This window comes from Bacteroides sp. HF-162 (assembly GCF_015679285.1).
In the GTDB taxonomy this organism is placed as follows: domain Bacteria; phylum Bacteroidota; class Bacteroidia; order Bacteroidales; family Bacteroidaceae; genus Bacteroides; species Bacteroides uniformis.
In genome coordinates this window covers 2,106,695-2,121,642 of sequence record NZ_CP064937.1, presented here as the reverse complement: position 1 = coordinate 2,121,642, position 14,948 = coordinate 2,106,695, and the positions used below count along the sequence as shown (strand labels likewise).

General features: G+C 46.6%; 13 protein-coding genes and 1 rRNA gene. 1 reads left to right on the top strand and 13 read right to left on the bottom strand.

The window, feature by feature from the left end; genetic code table 11:
- Positions 1 to 61: 61 nt before the first annotated feature.
- The 3 genes from ITJ87_RS08535 to ITJ87_RS08525 all read right to left on the bottom strand — a co-directional run bounded on the left by ITJ87_RS08535 (position 62) and on the right by ITJ87_RS08525 (position 3,366).
- Positions 62 to 736 carry a DNA alkylation repair protein gene (locus tag ITJ87_RS08535; RefSeq protein ID WP_117601583.1) on the bottom strand — a complete coding sequence of 225 codons (675 nt, stop codon included), beginning with the start codon at positions 734 to 736 and terminating at the stop codon, positions 62 to 64.
- A gap of 6 nt (positions 737 to 742) precedes the next feature.
- Complete coding sequence (locus ITJ87_RS08530) at positions 743 to 2,791, bottom strand: dihydrofolate reductase (protein WP_117601584.1); 2,049 nt, start codon at positions 2,789 to 2,791, stop codon at positions 743 to 745.
- Between the two features lie 101 nt (positions 2,792 to 2,892).
- Positions 2,893 to 3,366, bottom strand: coding sequence for an AraC family transcriptional regulator (locus ITJ87_RS08525; RefSeq protein WP_117601585.1), 474 nt, complete (start codon positions 3,364 to 3,366; stop codon positions 2,893 to 2,895).
- Positions 3,367 to 3,647: 281 nt separating this feature from the next.
- Between ITJ87_RS08525 and recQ the strand changes: the two genes are divergently transcribed.
- Positions 3,648 to 5,459 (top strand): DNA helicase RecQ, encoded by a 1,812-nt coding sequence (recQ, locus tag ITJ87_RS08520; RefSeq protein ID WP_117966777.1) that lies wholly within the window; start codon positions 3,648 to 3,650, stop codon positions 5,457 to 5,459.
- A 3-nt stretch (positions 5,460 to 5,462) separates the two neighbouring features.
- Here the strand turns inward: recQ and ITJ87_RS08515 are convergent, their stop codons facing one another.
- The 10 genes from ITJ87_RS08515 to rrf form a co-directional block, all read right to left on the bottom strand.
- Positions 5,463 to 6,314 (bottom strand): tetratricopeptide repeat protein, encoded by an 852-nt coding sequence (locus ITJ87_RS08515; RefSeq protein WP_117966779.1) that lies wholly within the window; start codon positions 6,312 to 6,314, stop codon positions 5,463 to 5,465.
- A gap of 15 nt (positions 6,315 to 6,329) precedes the next feature.
- A complete protein-coding gene (gene cysK, locus ITJ87_RS08510; RefSeq protein WP_117601593.1) occupies positions 6,330 to 7,280 on the bottom strand; it encodes a cysteine synthase A in 951 nt (316 codons plus the stop codon).
- A gap of 298 nt (positions 7,281 to 7,578) precedes the next feature.
- Entirely contained in the window at positions 7,579 to 8,640 is a 1,062-nt protein-coding gene (gene leuB, locus ITJ87_RS08505) for a 3-isopropylmalate dehydrogenase (RefSeq protein ID WP_117966782.1), read from the bottom strand.
- A gap of 4 nt (positions 8,641 to 8,644) precedes the next feature.
- A complete protein-coding gene (locus ITJ87_RS08500; protein ID WP_025834589.1) occupies positions 8,645 to 8,887 on the bottom strand; it encodes a hypothetical protein in 243 nt (80 codons plus the stop codon).
- Positions 8,888 to 8,899: 12 nt separating this feature from the next.
- Positions 8,900 to 10,441, bottom strand: a complete 1,542-nt coding sequence (locus ITJ87_RS08495) for an alpha-isopropylmalate synthase regulatory domain-containing protein (protein ID WP_005826194.1) — start codon at positions 10,439 to 10,441, stop codon at positions 8,900 to 8,902.
- Positions 10,431 to 11,030, bottom strand: a complete 600-nt coding sequence (gene leuD, locus ITJ87_RS08490) for a 3-isopropylmalate dehydratase small subunit (protein WP_117601589.1) — start codon at positions 11,028 to 11,030, stop codon at positions 10,431 to 10,433. The genes ITJ87_RS08495 and leuD overlap by 11 nt, the downstream gene beginning before the upstream one ends.
- Before the next feature lie 109 nt (positions 11,031 to 11,139).
- Positions 11,140 to 12,534 (bottom strand): 3-isopropylmalate dehydratase large subunit, encoded by a 1,395-nt coding sequence (leuC, locus tag ITJ87_RS08485; protein WP_117966785.1) that lies wholly within the window; start codon positions 12,532 to 12,534, stop codon positions 11,140 to 11,142.
- Positions 12,535 to 12,576: 42 nt separating this feature from the next.
- On the bottom strand, positions 12,577 to 14,073 hold the full coding sequence (locus ITJ87_RS08480) for a 2-isopropylmalate synthase (RefSeq protein WP_005835565.1): 1,497 nt from the start codon (positions 14,071 to 14,073) through the stop codon (positions 12,577 to 12,579).
- Between the two features lie 364 nt (positions 14,074 to 14,437).
- Positions 14,438 to 14,704: a hypothetical protein gene (locus ITJ87_RS08475; RefSeq protein WP_117966787.1), complete on the bottom strand. Its 267-nt coding sequence runs from the start codon at positions 14,702 to 14,704 to the stop codon at positions 14,438 to 14,440.
- A 123-nt stretch (positions 14,705 to 14,827) separates the two neighbouring features.
- Positions 14,828 to 14,938: ribosomal RNA gene (gene rrf / locus ITJ87_RS08470) — 5S ribosomal RNA — on the bottom strand.
- Positions 14,939 to 14,948 lie beyond the last annotated feature (10 nt).

Here is a 14,948-nt window from a genome sequence, read left to right as displayed (position 1 = left end):
AAAAATTGCGATAAGGGAAATATTCCCTTACCGCATCAGTCTCTATAACCATAGAACTAATCTAACAAACCTCCTCTTTTACAAGATTGTATAGTAATTGTTCTACATCAGAAGAAGAATTGTCCATACCCTCCACCCTGCGGCAAACTTGAAAAGAATTTTCCTCATTTTGCTGCATAAAGCGGCGGATAGCGGTCATGGCTGCATTGCGCACATGATAGGAGCCCGACAAAAAAGCCGTTATTGCCTGGTCGAGGAACTCATTTTCAACCCGTTCACTCATATCCCCTTTCTTCATCAATAGACGGGCTATGGTGAGGAAGCCGCAAACCTGCGTGTATTCGTCCTCGCTTGCAATCCAATGGAAGGACTTGGCAGGCGCATAAGGAAGATGTTGGAATAAATTCATACTAGTAAGTTCTGCAATCTCGATATTACGGATATCTTCCACCCAGATATCGGCTATCTCGGGCAGGAAACTCTCTACTGGCTGTAAAAGTCCCGCCAATATTTTGCACTCTCTGATATCTTCTTTCCACAAAGCCTGAGCCAGAGAGTGGTCCTTCTCGTAACCGGCAGCAATACCCTTGATACGGGGCAGCTCCACGCCAAAGTTCAGCTTATATACCAGCCCTTTTTCACGCATACTTTGGGACACAGCCCCGTTCATTGAGAGACGGAGCTGTGTCTTTATATCTTTCAGCCGCTGATGCAGCTGCTCTTTAGTATCTATCATAGTTCATCATTTATTGACAGAAGGCAATGTAGAATAGTCTTTGCTATAACGCAACATCTGTTCCGCATAACCTTCATCATAAGTCACTGTCACATCTGTTATAGTACCGTTGGCATCCGTCACCGCCTCATATTTCGGATTGACGAAACCCTTATACGGCGCAAGATTCAGCTTCTTGTAGCGTTCCAGCACTTCGGCATGCAAAGCGGGATCGACTTTCACGGCATAGGCTTCCACCAAATCATGGGCACCGGCATAGTCACCGGTGGACTTGATACGCTGTATCTCGGCAAGCAACCGGCCAAACAAGTCACGCACTTTCTCATAATCGTTTATCACGACGTACGTCTTCCCATCCTTCTTTACCAATTCCACAACCTTCTCCGCCGCACCATTTTCATACACCCAGCGCGCTATGAGCTGGCGGTTACGCATATGGGCTTCTTCTACATTGTTGCCCGGTTCGATACGTACAAGCTGTGTCATCAAACCATTCATCAGATAGGTGTAGTATTGAGCCTTATAAGCATCCGCACTTGGAGTAAGCCCCAGTTCCACCAGCTTCGGATCGGCCACGTAGTAGAGTCCGAACAAGTCGGCGCGTGCCTCTTCAATAGTAGAGCCATACGCCTTCAACGCATCCGGGTCCACACCCGGAAGCAATTTGCCGGAACCATGTCCCAAACATTCATGCAGGTCAGTATGCAGTTCATCTGTCACATCTGCGTACTTATCAATCAGTTGAAGCTCTGCATCACTGTACACAAACTCCTCATTGAATCCGTTGCCATGAGCAGCCTTGTTATAAGCATCTGTAATGTTACCGATTGTAACGGATTTCGAACCATGCTGGCTACGTATCCAGTTCGCATTGGGCAGGTTGATGCCGATAGCTGTTGCAGGATACAAGTCACCGGCCAGAATAGCCGCCGTGATTACCTTGGCAGACACCCCTTTCACTTTTTCCTTCTTGAATTGTCCGTCTACCGGTGAATGGTCCTCAAACCACTGTGCATTGCCGCTTATCAACTCTGTACGCCGGGTAGCTTCCAAATCTTTAAAATTCACCAGAGATTCCCAGCTTGCCTTCATGCCGAGCGGGTCACCATAACTTTCGGTAAAACCGTTCACAAAGTCAATGCGTGAGTTCAAATCCTTCACCCACAAAATGGCATATTCATCGAATGTCTTCAAATCGCCGGTTTCATAGAAATCCATCAGTTTGGCTATCACCGCCTTCTGCTCGGGAGTCTCGGCAACTCCTTCCGCCTTCTTCAGCCAATAGACAATCTTTTCAAGTGCCTGTCCATACAAACCACCCACTTTCCATACTTTCTCCTGAATCTTGCCATCCTCTTTCACCAAACGGCTGTTCAAACCATAGGAAACGGGAGTTTCATCCTGCGGATTCTTCAAGGCATTATAAAAGTCTTCGGCTTCTTGCTGCGTCACGCCATCATAATAATTGCATGCGGAAGTCAATACCAAATCTTCACCGGCAGCTTGATTCACCCGCTTGGGCATCACTTTAGGGTCAAAAATAACGGGGAATACTTCCTCGCATAGTTGTTCCACAGTCTGTCCTTCGGCAAGCGGCAACGTAGCTGCATCCACACTCTGTACAGCCTGCCTGAAGAATTCGGGAGTAAATCCCGGAACGAACTTTTCGCTGCCATAGTGATGATGAATGCCATTGGAGAACCATACCCGCTTGAGGTACACTTCCATAGCCTTGAAATCAGGAGTGTTCTTATCTCCATTATAGCCGGTATAGACAGCCTCCAGCATCCGGCGAATCGTCAGGTTGTACTTGCCATTCTGATCGAAAAGAATGTCTCTACCCTGCAAAGCCGCTTCCGTCAAATAATAAACCAATTCTTTTTGTTTGAGGGACAAATCCTCAAAACCTGGTACACGGTAACGTAAAATCTGTAAATCTGCAAATTGTTCCACTGTATAGTCAAATTTTTCTGCCTCAGCAGTTGTTTTCGGATTTCCGCCACAAGCCGTCAATAGAGAAAGGGCAGTCACCATAGAAATCAGTTGTTTCTTCATGTGTCGGGAATATATGGATTGGTATTAAAAAAGAAGAAAAGGAAGTATCCCGAAACAACTGTTCCGAAATATTTCCTTTTTATTCATTCAATCATACAGAATTATTTCTTCTTAGCCTCTTTTTCAGCGTGTCTTTTACGATATCCATTAGGAGTCTCACCTACATTTTTATAAAAAGCAGCATAAAAAGACTGACGGTTTGCAAAGCCTACCATCGTACTGATTTCCTCTACATTCTTGTCAGCATATCTTTTGTCTGTCAACAAATGCTGCGCTTCTTTTACTCTATATTCATTCAGCAGGCAAGAGTAGTTCATACCGAAGCGTGAATTCACCACTGCAGATAAATAGCGGGTATTGGTCTGCAATTCTTTCGCCAAATCCTTAGCGGAATAATCAGCATCTCTATACTTCTTTTGTACAACAACGATATTCAATATCTTGTCATACAACTCATCTGCCAATTCCGGCCTTATCAAAGAACGGTAGGCAGCATTCTTTTCTTTCTTTTCGCGCAGGTTGTAAGGACGTTTCTTCGTTCCTTTTTCCTGGGCATTGTTTTCTAAATCACTCATTGAATTAACTGGTTAGGGTTGTTTAAAATCGGAAAAGCCAAAGGGTTAGCCCTTTAGACTTTACAAAAGTCAGACATTTTTTTTTAATACACAACTTTTCCCGTATATATTTTTGATAAATAAACAACGAAAAAGGTTGAAAAGTAGCTCAATTCAGCCATTAATAAGAAACTTTAACCTTTTGCGGAAACTCATATGATACTAAATCTTGATGACTTTCCATTTGTAGTATATGCAATAATTAGTGTACCTTTGTCGGAAGAAATCCATACTGCCAAATTATGCTACAAACGCTCAAGACATATTTCGGTTACGACAGTTTCCGCCCCTTACAAGAAGACATCATACGCCATCTGATGGACCGTAAAGACGCATTGGTACTGATGCCGACGGGAGGCGGAAAATCCATCTGCTATCAACTTCCCGCCTTATTGAGTGAAGGCACGGCGGTAGTGGTTTCTCCGCTCATTTCCTTGATGAAGGACCAAGTGGAAACGCTCTGTGCAAACGGCATCGCGGCCGGTGCACTGAACAGCAATAATGATGAAACAGAGAATGCTTCCCTACGACGTGCATGCATGGAAGGCAAGCTGAAACTACTATATATTTCTCCTGAAAAATTATTGACGGAAGCCAACTATCTGTTAAGAGATATGCATATTTCCCTTTTCGCCATTGATGAAGCTCACTGCATCTCACAATGGGGACACGATTTCCGTCCGGAATATACACAGATGGGCATCCTTCACCAACAGTTTCCCCAGGTTCCCATCATTGCACTTACTGCCACAGCCGACAAAATAACCCGTGAAGATATTATTAAACAGCTACACCTCAACCAACCCAGGGTTTTCATTTCATCTTTCGACCGTCCCAACTTGAGCCTCACCGTAAAAAGAGGTTACCAGCAGAAGGAAAAAAGCAAAGCCATCCTCGACTTCATTGCCCGCCATCCGGGAGAGAGCGGCATTATTTATTGCATGAGCCGCAGCAAGACTGAAACAGTGGCACAAATGCTTCAAAAACAAGGGATAAAATCAGCGGTCTATCATGCAGGACTGTCACCGGCACGAAGAGATGAAGCGCAAGACGACTTCATCAATGACCGCGTGCAAGTGGTATGCGCCACCATCGCCTTTGGAATGGGAATTGACAAAAGCAATGTACGCTGGGTAATTCATTACAATTTGCCCAAAAGCATTGAAAGTTTCTATCAGGAAATAGGACGTGCCGGACGGGACGGAATGCCCAGTGACACCCTTTTGTTCTATTCACTGGCCGACCTCATTCTGCTCACTAAATTCGCAACGGACAGTGGACAGCAAAGCATCAACCTGGAAAAACTGCAACGCATGCAGCAATATGCGGAAGCAGATATCTGCCGCCGCCGCATTCTGTTAAGCTATTTCGGTGAAAATACGACCTGCGACTGTGGAAACTGTGATGTATGCAAAAATCCCCCTGAACGTTTCGATGGTACAATAATCGTACAAAAAGCACTTAGTGCAATCGCGCGTTCCGAACAACAGATAGGGACTGGTATTTTAGTGGACATCCTCAGAGGAAACATGAGTTCTGAAGTTACAGAAAGAGGATACCATCGTCTTAAGACCTTTGGAGTCGGGCGTGAAGTACCCGCCAGAGATTGGCATGACTACCTGCTGCAAATGTTGCAACTCGGCTATTTCGAAATAGCCTACAATGAAAACAACCATCTGAAAATTACTCAAAGCGGAACAGATATCTTGTTTGGCAGAGCACGCACCCTGCTTGTCACCATCCGCCGCGAGGAAGCTGTACAAACTACAAGAGGCCGTAAACGCAAGGCTACAGTTCCAACCAAAGAATTGCTATTGGGATTGCCCAATACAGAAAGTGGGGAACTTTTCGAGGCTCTCCGCACTCTCCGCAAACGCCTTGCCGACCAGGAAGCACTTCCTGCCTATATCGTACTGTCCGACAAAGTGCTCCACCTACTCAGCGCCTCCCGCCCCACTACCATAGAAGAATTTGGTAATATCAGCGGTATCGGTGAATATAAAAAGAAGAAATACGGAAAAGAGTTTGTGGAACTGATACGGAAATACAGTTGAATATTATTTACACTGTAACAGTAAATCCCTGAGGTCACCTTGCGGCACGCCAAGCGAAATGGCTTTTTCGAAGTCACGTTTTGCCAACTCCTTTTTCTTTTGAGAAAGGTAAATTTGCCCCCGGATCAAGTAGGCTTCTGTCTGCGAAGCATCCAGCTTGATGGCTTCTTCCAAGTCCATCATGGCCAGGTCCACATGTTTCATATCCTGCTCTACACCCGCACGTGCTACGTAAAGTACGGCATATTGCTGGGTAGTCAGCCGGGTAGCTTCTCCTCCTTTTTCTGCAATCATGGCATTCAATATCGAAAGCGCCGCTTCATATTTGCCCTCCTTCTGCTCCAGTGTAACCAACCCCAGACGGCCATTGTAACTCCGGGGGGCAAGTTTCAGCAGACGTTCATAATCAGACTTTGCAAAATTATAGTTGCGCTGCCGCATATAGATATAGGCGCGCATTAGCAAGGCTTCCTGATTATCGCTCTCTATATCCAGCACCAAAGAATAGTCTATCCGGGCCAAATCATCCTTCCCCAACTCAAGATAAAGAGCGGCACGGTTCATCAGGGCAGGTATGGCACGCGGAGCAATGTTCAATGCCAGAGTATACGAGTCAAGGGCCTGCTCATACCGGTGTTGCCGACGCTGTATCGTTCCCAAGTTGGAGAACAGCAAAGCGTTATGAGGGTTGGCAGGCTCCATTTTCAAAGCTTGTTCAATGTATTTTTCGGCCAATGACAAGCTATCCTGCTCCGTGGCTGCAACCGCACGTTCGCTCAGTTCTTGATAGGTTTGTGAAAAGGCAGAAAACATCGTGGCTCCACACAAAAGGAAAGAAAAAATAAATTTCTTCATATAATCGTTCAGTATTTATTCCAAAGGATAGGTATCGAAAGCAAACAGTTCTGTTGACAAATAGCGTTCCCCCGTATCGGGCAGTAGGGCAACAATCATTTTATCCGCAAATTCAGGGCGTTCGGCCAGCAACCGTGCCGCATATACCGCTGCACCGGATGAGATGCCGGCCAGCAAGCCTTCCGTAGAAGCCAGCTCCCGTCCTCCACGAATGGCCTCGTCATCGGGTACCGGAATAACCTCGTCTACTACAGAAGCATCATAAATGGAAGGAATAAAATTGGCTCCAATCCCCTGGATGCGGTGCGGTGCGTCTTCCCCTCCTTCCAGAACCGGAGAGGAGGCAGGTTCTACAGCCACAACATAGACATCCGGATTGTGTTTCTTCAAGGCACGCGCCACTCCACAGACCGTGCCGCCCGTGCCCACACCGGCAACAAAAACAGTAACTTTGCCATCCGTGTCCGTCCAGATTTCTTCCCCCGTAGCATGTTCATGAGCCTTGGCATTGGAGGGATTTTCAAACTGTTGCAGAATAACCGCACCGGGTATCGCATCCCGCAGTTCTTTCGCTTTGGCAATGGAGCCGGACATACCTGCCAGCCCGTCGGTCAGTACAATCTCCGCGCCCAAGGCTTTCAACAGATTACGGCGTTCCACACTCATGGTCTCCGGCATGGTCAATATCAAATGGTATCCCTTGATGGTTGCCACCATCGCCAGTCCCACGCCGGTATTGCCACTGGTAGGTTCAATAATCGTGGCTCCGGGTTTCAAAGCCCCGCGTGCCTCGGCATCCTCAATCATGGCAAATGCCACACGGTCCTTCACGCTTCCCGCCGGATTAAAAGATTCCAGCTTAGCCACAATATTTCTTTTCAATCCGTATTTACGGCTGTATTCAGCCAATTCCATCAAAGGAGTATGCCCAATCAACTCCGTCAGGTTCTTTGCAATTTTCGCCATAATCTTATTGTCTAATACATTCTTCCCGCACATACTTGCGGTGCATGGATATGCTGACAAAGATATGCAAATTCCAAGAAATAAACCGTGCGGGAAAGGAAAGATTATGCTGCCATCTACCAAAGCTTAACACGAATAAAGAGGATGAAAGGATATGAAACGATTGAAGAAGGAAAAATGGGAAGGAAGAACCATATCTGACAATCAGCGACTTCCCACTGCAAAGATGGTGCATGCTTTTTGCAGAACTTTACAGTGGGAAGTTACTGATGGACAGAACAGTAATGGGATACTGGCATCAAGACTTCTTAAGATAGTCTACAATCCAAGCGCCCACTTCCTTGGTACCGTATTTGTCTCCACCTTCTACTTGAATCTCCGGTGTACGTACATTCGCATCGAGTGAAGCATCCACTGCCTTGCGAATCAACGCCCCTTCCTCTTTCAGGTCGAAGTATTCGAAAAGCATGGCTACAGACAAAATTTGCGCCAGCGGATTGGCTATATTCAAACCTTTCGCTTGCGGCCAGGAGCCATGAATAGGCTCGAATACCGGCGTGCTCTCTCCCGTAGAAGCAGAAGGCAGCAATCCCATAGAGCCACTGATGCAGGAACCCTCGTCCGTCAAAATATCGCCAAACGTATTTTCCGTAACCATTACGTCAAAGAACTTCGGCTCTTGAATCATCTTCATAGCGGCGTTGTCCACAAACATATAGTCGGTTGTCACTTCGGGATATTGCGGTGCCATTTCCTGGGCAATCTGTCTCCAAAGGCGGGAAGAGGCAAGCACGTTGGCTTTATCCACCACCGTAAGATGTTTGTTACGTTTCATGGCATATTCAAATCCGACTTTCAGGATACGTTCAATCTCAGGACGGGTATACATGTTCGTATCATACGCCTTGTCATTGTCCTGGTATTTCTCACCGAAGTACATGCCACCGGTCAGTTCGCGGATGCAAAGGAAATCGGCACCATCCACCAGCTCCGCACGAAGGGGAGACTTATGGAGCAGACATTTGAAGGTCTGTACGGGACGGATGTTGGCAAACAGTCCCAGTTTCTTGCGCATAGCCAGCAAGCCCTGCTCGGGACGCACTTTGGCAGTAGGGTCATTGTCGAATTTCGGGTCACCTACGGCAGAGAACAATACAGCATCCGCATTTTTACAAGCCTCATAAGTGGCTTCGGGAAACGGGTCACCCACCTTGTCTATCGCGTCTGCACCGCAGATGGCATATTCATAGTTCACTTTATGTCCGAACTTCTCACACACGGCAGTCATCACATCCACGCCTACGGTAGAGATTTCGGGGCCGATACCGTCACCGGCCAACACTGCAATTTTAAAATCCATTGTTTTATTTATTATTTAAAAGTTCATCTATCTTCTTTTTGTTTGCAAGATTCTTGCGGCGATACCGGTCACCCCACACAAAACCAGCTGTCAATATAAGGGTATTGATGGCTGACATAAGATACTCGTCCGCATCCAACTCGCCGCTCCACCAACGCAGAAAGAGGTTGAAAGCAAAAAGCAAGCCTGCATACAACGCATAGCATACATAAGGACGCCTCTCAAAAAACGATTTCTTTTTCTCCATAAGATCCATTTTTTATGATTCGTATTCGTCTTCTATGATATTCAACATCTTCACCGTCGCCTTGATGGCCGCTTCCGTCTGGTCTGCGTCCAATCCGCGTGTACGGAATATCGTATCTTCAAAACTCCAGGTAATAACCGTCTGCACAAAGGCATCGGTACGCCCGCCGGGAGGAATGGTCACGGCATAGTTCGTCAGCATCGGGAACTTACGACCCAGTGTCACTTTATATATCTTGCGCAAGGCGCGCACAAAAGCATCATACTGGCCATCTCCACTGGAACTTTCCTCATATTCCTTTCCGTTGATTTCTATCTTCAACGTAGCCATCGGCTTCAATCCATACGCCAGATTCACAATATAGCTCTTAAGGCTGACGCGTTCTTCTGCCATTCCGTGCTTCAGTACGTCCGAAACAATATAGGGCAGGTCTTCTTGCGTCACCAGTTCCTTCTTGTCGCCCAGCTCAATGATGCGTTCGGTCACTTTGCGCATGGCATCTTCATCCAGTTGTAATCCCAAGTCCTCCAAATTCTTCCGGATATTGGCTTTACCGCTGTTCTTGCCCAGGGCATACTCTCGCTTGCGGCCAAAGCGTTCGGGCAGAAGGTCGTTGCAGTAGAGGTTACTTTTATTGTCACCGTCGGCATGGACGCCTGCCACTTGGGTAAATACATTCTCGCCCACAATCGGTTTATTGGCAGGGATTACGATACCCGAGTAGGACTCCACCACACGGCTTACATCGTTCAAGCGGCTTTCGTCAATGTTGGTAATGGCATTGAAGTGGTCTTTCAGGATAGCCTGCACACTGGCAAGCGGAGCATTGCCGGCACGTTCGCCCAGGCCGTTGATGGTAGTATGCAGTCCCTTGCAACCGCTAAGTACGGCGGCAAGCACATTGCTCACAGCAAGGTCATAGTCATTGTGGGCATGGAAGTCGAAATGGGCATGCGGATAGCGTTTCACCATCTTGCGCATGAACTCGATGACTTGTAGCGGGTTCAATACGCCCAATGTGTCAGGTAACATGTAACGGCGGATATTGGTCTGTTCCAATGCGTCCATCAGACGGAACACATATTCCGGAGAATCTTTCATGCCGTTACTCCAGTCTTCCAGATAGACATTCACTACCATATCCTGCTCGTTGGCGTAATCCACTACGGACAGAATATCCTCGATATGCTCTTCGGGAGTCTTCTTCAACTGGTAGGTGCAATGCTTCAGCGAGCCTTTGCACAGCAGATTGATGACACGGCAACCGGTCGCATGTATCCAGTCCACCGACGTGTGGCCATCTACAAAGCCAAGCACTTCTACTCTTGGCAACAGATTACGGCGTGCCGCCCAGTCACAAATCATTTTTACGGCATCAAACTCTCCTTCGGATACCCGCGCAGAAGCCACCTCTACCCGGTCTACTTTCAATTCCTCCAGTAACAAACGGGCAATCATCAGCTTCTCATGGGGCACAAAGGAGACTCCGCTGGTCTGTTCACCGTCGCGGAGCGTAGTGTCCATGATTTCTATCTTCGGATGATTATGCTTCATTTTTATTCTCCCAAGCTTCTATCTTATCTTTATTCTCAACCAGAAAATCGATGTCATCCAAACCATTCATCAGGCAATGTTTCTTGTAGGCATTGATTTCAAAATGTTCGCTCTTGCCCGTAGCCTTGTTGGTGATGGTCTGTTCGGGCAGATTCACTTCTACTTCCATCTTCGGATTGGCAGAGATAGAGTCGAACAACTCTTTCAGGAACGGCTCACTTACCACCACCGGAAGCACAAAGTTGTTCAGTTCATTGTTCTTGTGTATATCGGCAAAGAAGCTCGATACCACCACGCGGAACCCGTAACCGGCAATGGCCCATGCAGCATGCTCACGGCTGGAACCGGAACCGAAGTTCTTTCCCGCCACCAGAATCTGTCCACCGTAAGTGGGATTGTTCAAAACAAAGTCCTTGTTCAGAGAACCATCCGGATGATAACGCCAATCGCGGAATAAATTATCTCCGAAGAACTTTTCCTCACGGGTAGTAGCTTTCAAAAAACGTGCAGGGATTATCTGGTCTGTATCCACATTCTCTAATGGAAGAGGCACACAAGTACTGGTTATTATATCAAATTTTGTCTTCATCTTTGTATTTACGATTTACAATTTACGATTGAAAATACTCTTGATTTACCTTTGTTGAACGATGTTTGATTTACGAAGTAATTTTAATCGTAAATCGTCCAATCGTACATCAAATCAGCGTTCTCGGGTCAGTAATCACTCCAGTCACTGCCGCTGCTGCAGCTACAAGCGGGCTGGCAAGCAGTGTTCGGGAACCCGGTCCCTGGCGTCCTTCAAAATTACGGTTACTGGTAGACACTGCATACTTTCCGGCAGGCACTTTATCGTCGTTCATTGCCAGACAAGCGGAGCAACCCGGTTGGCGAATGGCAAAACCGGCCTCTTCCAGAATCTTGTCCAGTCCCTCTTCACGAATCTGGGCATCTACCATCCAGGAGCCCGGAACCAGCCATGCCACTACATCCTCGGCTTTCCGACGGCCTTTCACAATGGAGGCAAATGCACGGAAATCCTCAATACGTCCATTGGTGCAGGCGCCTAGAAATACATAATCAATCTTCTTACCCAGCAAAGGCTCTCCCGGTTGAAAACCCATATAGCCCATGGACTTCATGAAAGAGGTGCGGGCAGCCTCTCCCATTCCTTCGGTAGTAGGAATATGTTGTGTGATACCCATGCCCATACCCGGATTGGTACCGTATGTAATCATCGGTTCAATATCTTCGGCTGCAAAACGGACTTCCTTGTCGAACACGGCATTTTCATCACTCCTCAACGTTTTCCAGTATGCCAATGCCTTGTCCCATGCCTCACCCTTCGGAGCATATTCGCGTCCTTTAATATACTCGAAAGTGGTTTCATCCGGAGCAACCATACCGCCGCGGGCACCCATCTCTATACTCAGATTGCACAAGGTCAGACGCCCTTCCATAGTCAGACTGCGCACAGCTTCTCCGGCATATTCCACGAAATATCCCGTAGCGCCGCTGGTCGTCATCTTCGACATCATATACAATGCTACATCTTTTGCCGTCACTCCCTTGCCAAGTTTGCCGTCGACAGTGATACGCATTGTCTTAGGACGGGTCTGAAGGATACATTGCGAGGCCATTACCATTTCCACCTCACTCGTACCGATACCGAAAGCCACTGCTCCCATCGCCCCGTGGGTGGAAGTATGCGAGTCACCGCAGACAATGGTCATGCCAGGCAGGGTCAGCCCGCGTTCCGGACCTACTACATGGATAATTCCGTTCTTCTTGTCCATCATACCGAAATGGGCCAATCCAAACTCTTCCGCATTCTTGGCCAGTGTATCTACCTGAGTCTTTGAAATCGGGTCTTCAATCGGCTTGTCCTGGTCATGCGTCGGCGTGTTATGGTCGGGCATACAGAAGATCTTTTCCGGACGGAAACACTTGATTCCACGTTCGCGCAATCCTGAAAAGGCTTGCGGGCTGGTTACTTCATGACAATAAAGCCGATCAATATAAAGCTGTGTGGGACCGTCTTCCACTTTCTGTACCACATGGGCATCCCAGATTTTATCAAATAATGTATTCATCTCTTTATGTACAATTTAGCTATTTACAATTTACGATTAAAATCACATCTTAAACTTATTGATACAGTCGATGTACGCTTCCACTGATGCCGCGATAATATCCGTATTGGCACCGAACCCATAATAAATATGATTATCGTATTCCACCTGCATATGTACCTTACCCATATCGTCGCTACCCTTGCTGATAGCCTGGATGGTGAATTCCTTCAATGTCATATGGCGGTCGATAATCTTCTTCAAAGCCTTGATAGCGGCATCTACCGGACCGTTTCCACTGGCAGCGGCTTCAAACTTCTCACCGGAGATGTTCAATCCCAAACTGGCAACCGAACGAACCCCCACCCCACTGGTCACCTGGAGATATTCCAGTTTGATACGGTGGTTCTGCGTACGATTTGCCCCTGCCAATACCAGAATGTCGTCATCATTGATATCTTTCTTCTTATCGGCAAGTTTCAAGAACTCTTCATACACTTTGTCCAGCTTCTCCTGATCCAGCTGTACTCCCAATATCGACAAACGATTCTTCAAGGCTGCACGTCCGCTACGGGCTGTCAATACGATGGAATTATCATCAATACCCACATCATGCGGGTCAATGATTTCGTACGTCTGCACATTCTTCAATACACCGTCCTGGTGAATACCCGACGAATGGGCAAAAGCATTGCGACCTACAATAGCCTTGTTGGGCTGCACCGGCATGTTCATCAGGCTGGACACCATACGGCTGGTTGGATAAATCTTCTGTGTATTGATGTTGGTCTCGATTTCTATGTCCTTGTGACATTTGATAATCATCGCCACTTCCTCAAGAGAAGTATTGCCGGCACGTTCACCAATACCATTGATGGTTACCTCCACCTGGCGGGCACCATTCAGCACGCCAGCCATTGTATTGGCAGTAGCCATGCCCAAGTCATTGTGGCAATGAGTAGAAATAATGGCATTATGAATACCGTTGACATGTTCCATCAGATATCTTATCTTCGCGCCATACTCATCAGGCAAGCAATACCCCGTTGTATCGGGAATATTCACCACAGTAGCACCTGCCTTGATAACAGCTTCTACCACCCGTGCCAAATATTCATTATCCGTTCGGCCTGCATCTTCGGCATAGAACTCTACATCATCCACATACTTACGTGCATACTTTACGGCAGCCACTGCACGCTCTATTATTTCCTCGCGATTGGAATTGAATTTATATTTAATGTGCGAGTCAGATGTACCGATGCCAGTATGGATACGTTTATGCTTGGCAAATTGCAAAGCCTCTGCTGCCACATCAATATCTTTCTGTACGGCACGTGTCAAGGCGCAGATGGTGGGCCATGTCACAGCCTTTGATATCTCAATGACCGAATTGAAATCTCCCGGACTTGAAATCGGAAATCCGGCTTCAATCACGTCCACCCCCAGGGCTTCCAGTTGTCTGGCTACCTGAATCTTTTCCACTGTATTCAATTGGCATCCCGGAACCTGCTCGCCATCGCGGAGCGTTGTGTCGAAAATAAATAATTTGTCACTCATTGCTTTATTGTATTTAATTTATGTCCCATAAAAAAGCCTTTCGCACTTGGAAGTGAGAAAGGCTTCATATATCATTGCATCTTACATATATATTCACGCACAGCACTCACTTCCACTAAACTTTGCCAGTAGAATAATAATACCACACAGTAGAATATATGTAAAGTTCTGAATCATCTTCTTTTTTGTTTTGACGTTGCAAAGGTAGATATTATTTCGTATCGCACAAACAAATTCATTACTTTTTTCAAAGAAACAGTTTCATTTTATAAGTTAGCATTCACCTATTACTTAAATATATCACAAAAAAGGCATACTTTACAGTATGCCTTTTCCTATTGCACAATTTAATACAAGTCTTGAATTACTTTTTATCACAAGCTTTCTTGCAATCTTCTTTCTTATCACAAGCAGCTTTATCACAAGCCTTCTCACATTTCGCACTGTCACAAGCAGCAGAGTCAGCACCCTCACAGCAAGCCTTAGCAGAGTCACACACTTGTTCTGTTTTTGCTGCGCAGCAAGAATCCACCTCAGTTACATTAGAATCTGCAGCCTTTTTGTTGCCACAAGATGTCACTGCGAAAGAAAACGCTACCGCAACGGCAGCCAATAAAACTTTAGTCTTCATACTTTCAATTTGCTTTAAACGTTGATATAAAATTAGTTCGACGCAAATATACGAAAAGTTTATGAGACCGCCAAAACGAACGAAGCCTCCGTATCCTTATCAGACACAGAGGCTTCTTCTGAAAAACGGCGACTACCTACTCTCCCACTGTTACGCAGTACCATCGGCGTGACCGGGCTTAACTTCTCTGTTCGGAATGGGAAGAGGTGGAACCCCGGTGCTGTAGTCACCTGAATAAGGTAGA

Bases quoted from the DNA above. Each gene is read 5' to 3' on its own strand.
- ITJ87_RS08525 (WP_117601585.1), bottom strand. From the start codon at position 3,366: ATGAGTGATTTAGAAAACAATGCCCAGGAAAAAGGAACGAAGAAACGT.
- ITJ87_RS08475 (WP_117966787.1), bottom strand. From the start codon at position 14,704: ATGAAGACTAAAGTTTTATTGGCTGCCGTTGCGGTAGCGTTTTCTTTC.
- ITJ87_RS08495 (WP_005826194.1), bottom strand. From the start codon at position 10,441: ATGAAGCATAATCATCCGAAGATAGAAATCATGGACACTACGCTCCGC.
- leuD (WP_117601589.1), bottom strand. From the start codon at position 11,030: ATGAAGACAAAATTTGATATAATAACCAGTACTTGTGTGCCTCTTCCA.
- ITJ87_RS08535 (WP_117601583.1), bottom strand. From the start codon at position 736: ATGATAGATACTAAAGAGCAGCTGCATCAGCGGCTGAAAGATATAAAG.
- ITJ87_RS08500 (WP_025834589.1), bottom strand. From the start codon at position 8,887: ATGGAGAAAAAGAAATCGTTTTTTGAGAGGCGTCCTTATGTATGCTAT.
- leuC (WP_117966785.1), bottom strand. From the start codon at position 12,534: ATGAATACATTATTTGATAAAATCTGGGATGCCCATGTGGTACAGAAA.
- leuB (WP_117966782.1), bottom strand. From the start codon at position 8,640: ATGGATTTTAAAATTGCAGTGTTGGCCGGTGACGGTATCGGCCCCGAA.
- cysK (WP_117601593.1), bottom strand. From the start codon at position 7,280: ATGGCGAAAATTGCAAAGAACCTGACGGAGTTGATTGGGCATACTCCT.
- ITJ87_RS08480 (WP_005835565.1), bottom strand. From the start codon at position 14,073: ATGAGTGACAAATTATTTATTTTCGACACAACGCTCCGCGATGGCGAG.
- ITJ87_RS08530 (WP_117601584.1), bottom strand. From the start codon at position 2,791: ATGAAGAAACAACTGATTTCTATGGTGACTGCCCTTTCTCTATTGACG.
- ITJ87_RS08515 (WP_117966779.1), bottom strand. From the start codon at position 6,314: ATGAAGAAATTTATTTTTTCTTTCCTTTTGTGTGGAGCCACGATGTTT.
- recQ (WP_117966777.1), top strand. From the start codon at position 3,648: ATGCTACAAACGCTCAAGACATATTTCGGTTACGACAGTTTCCGCCCC.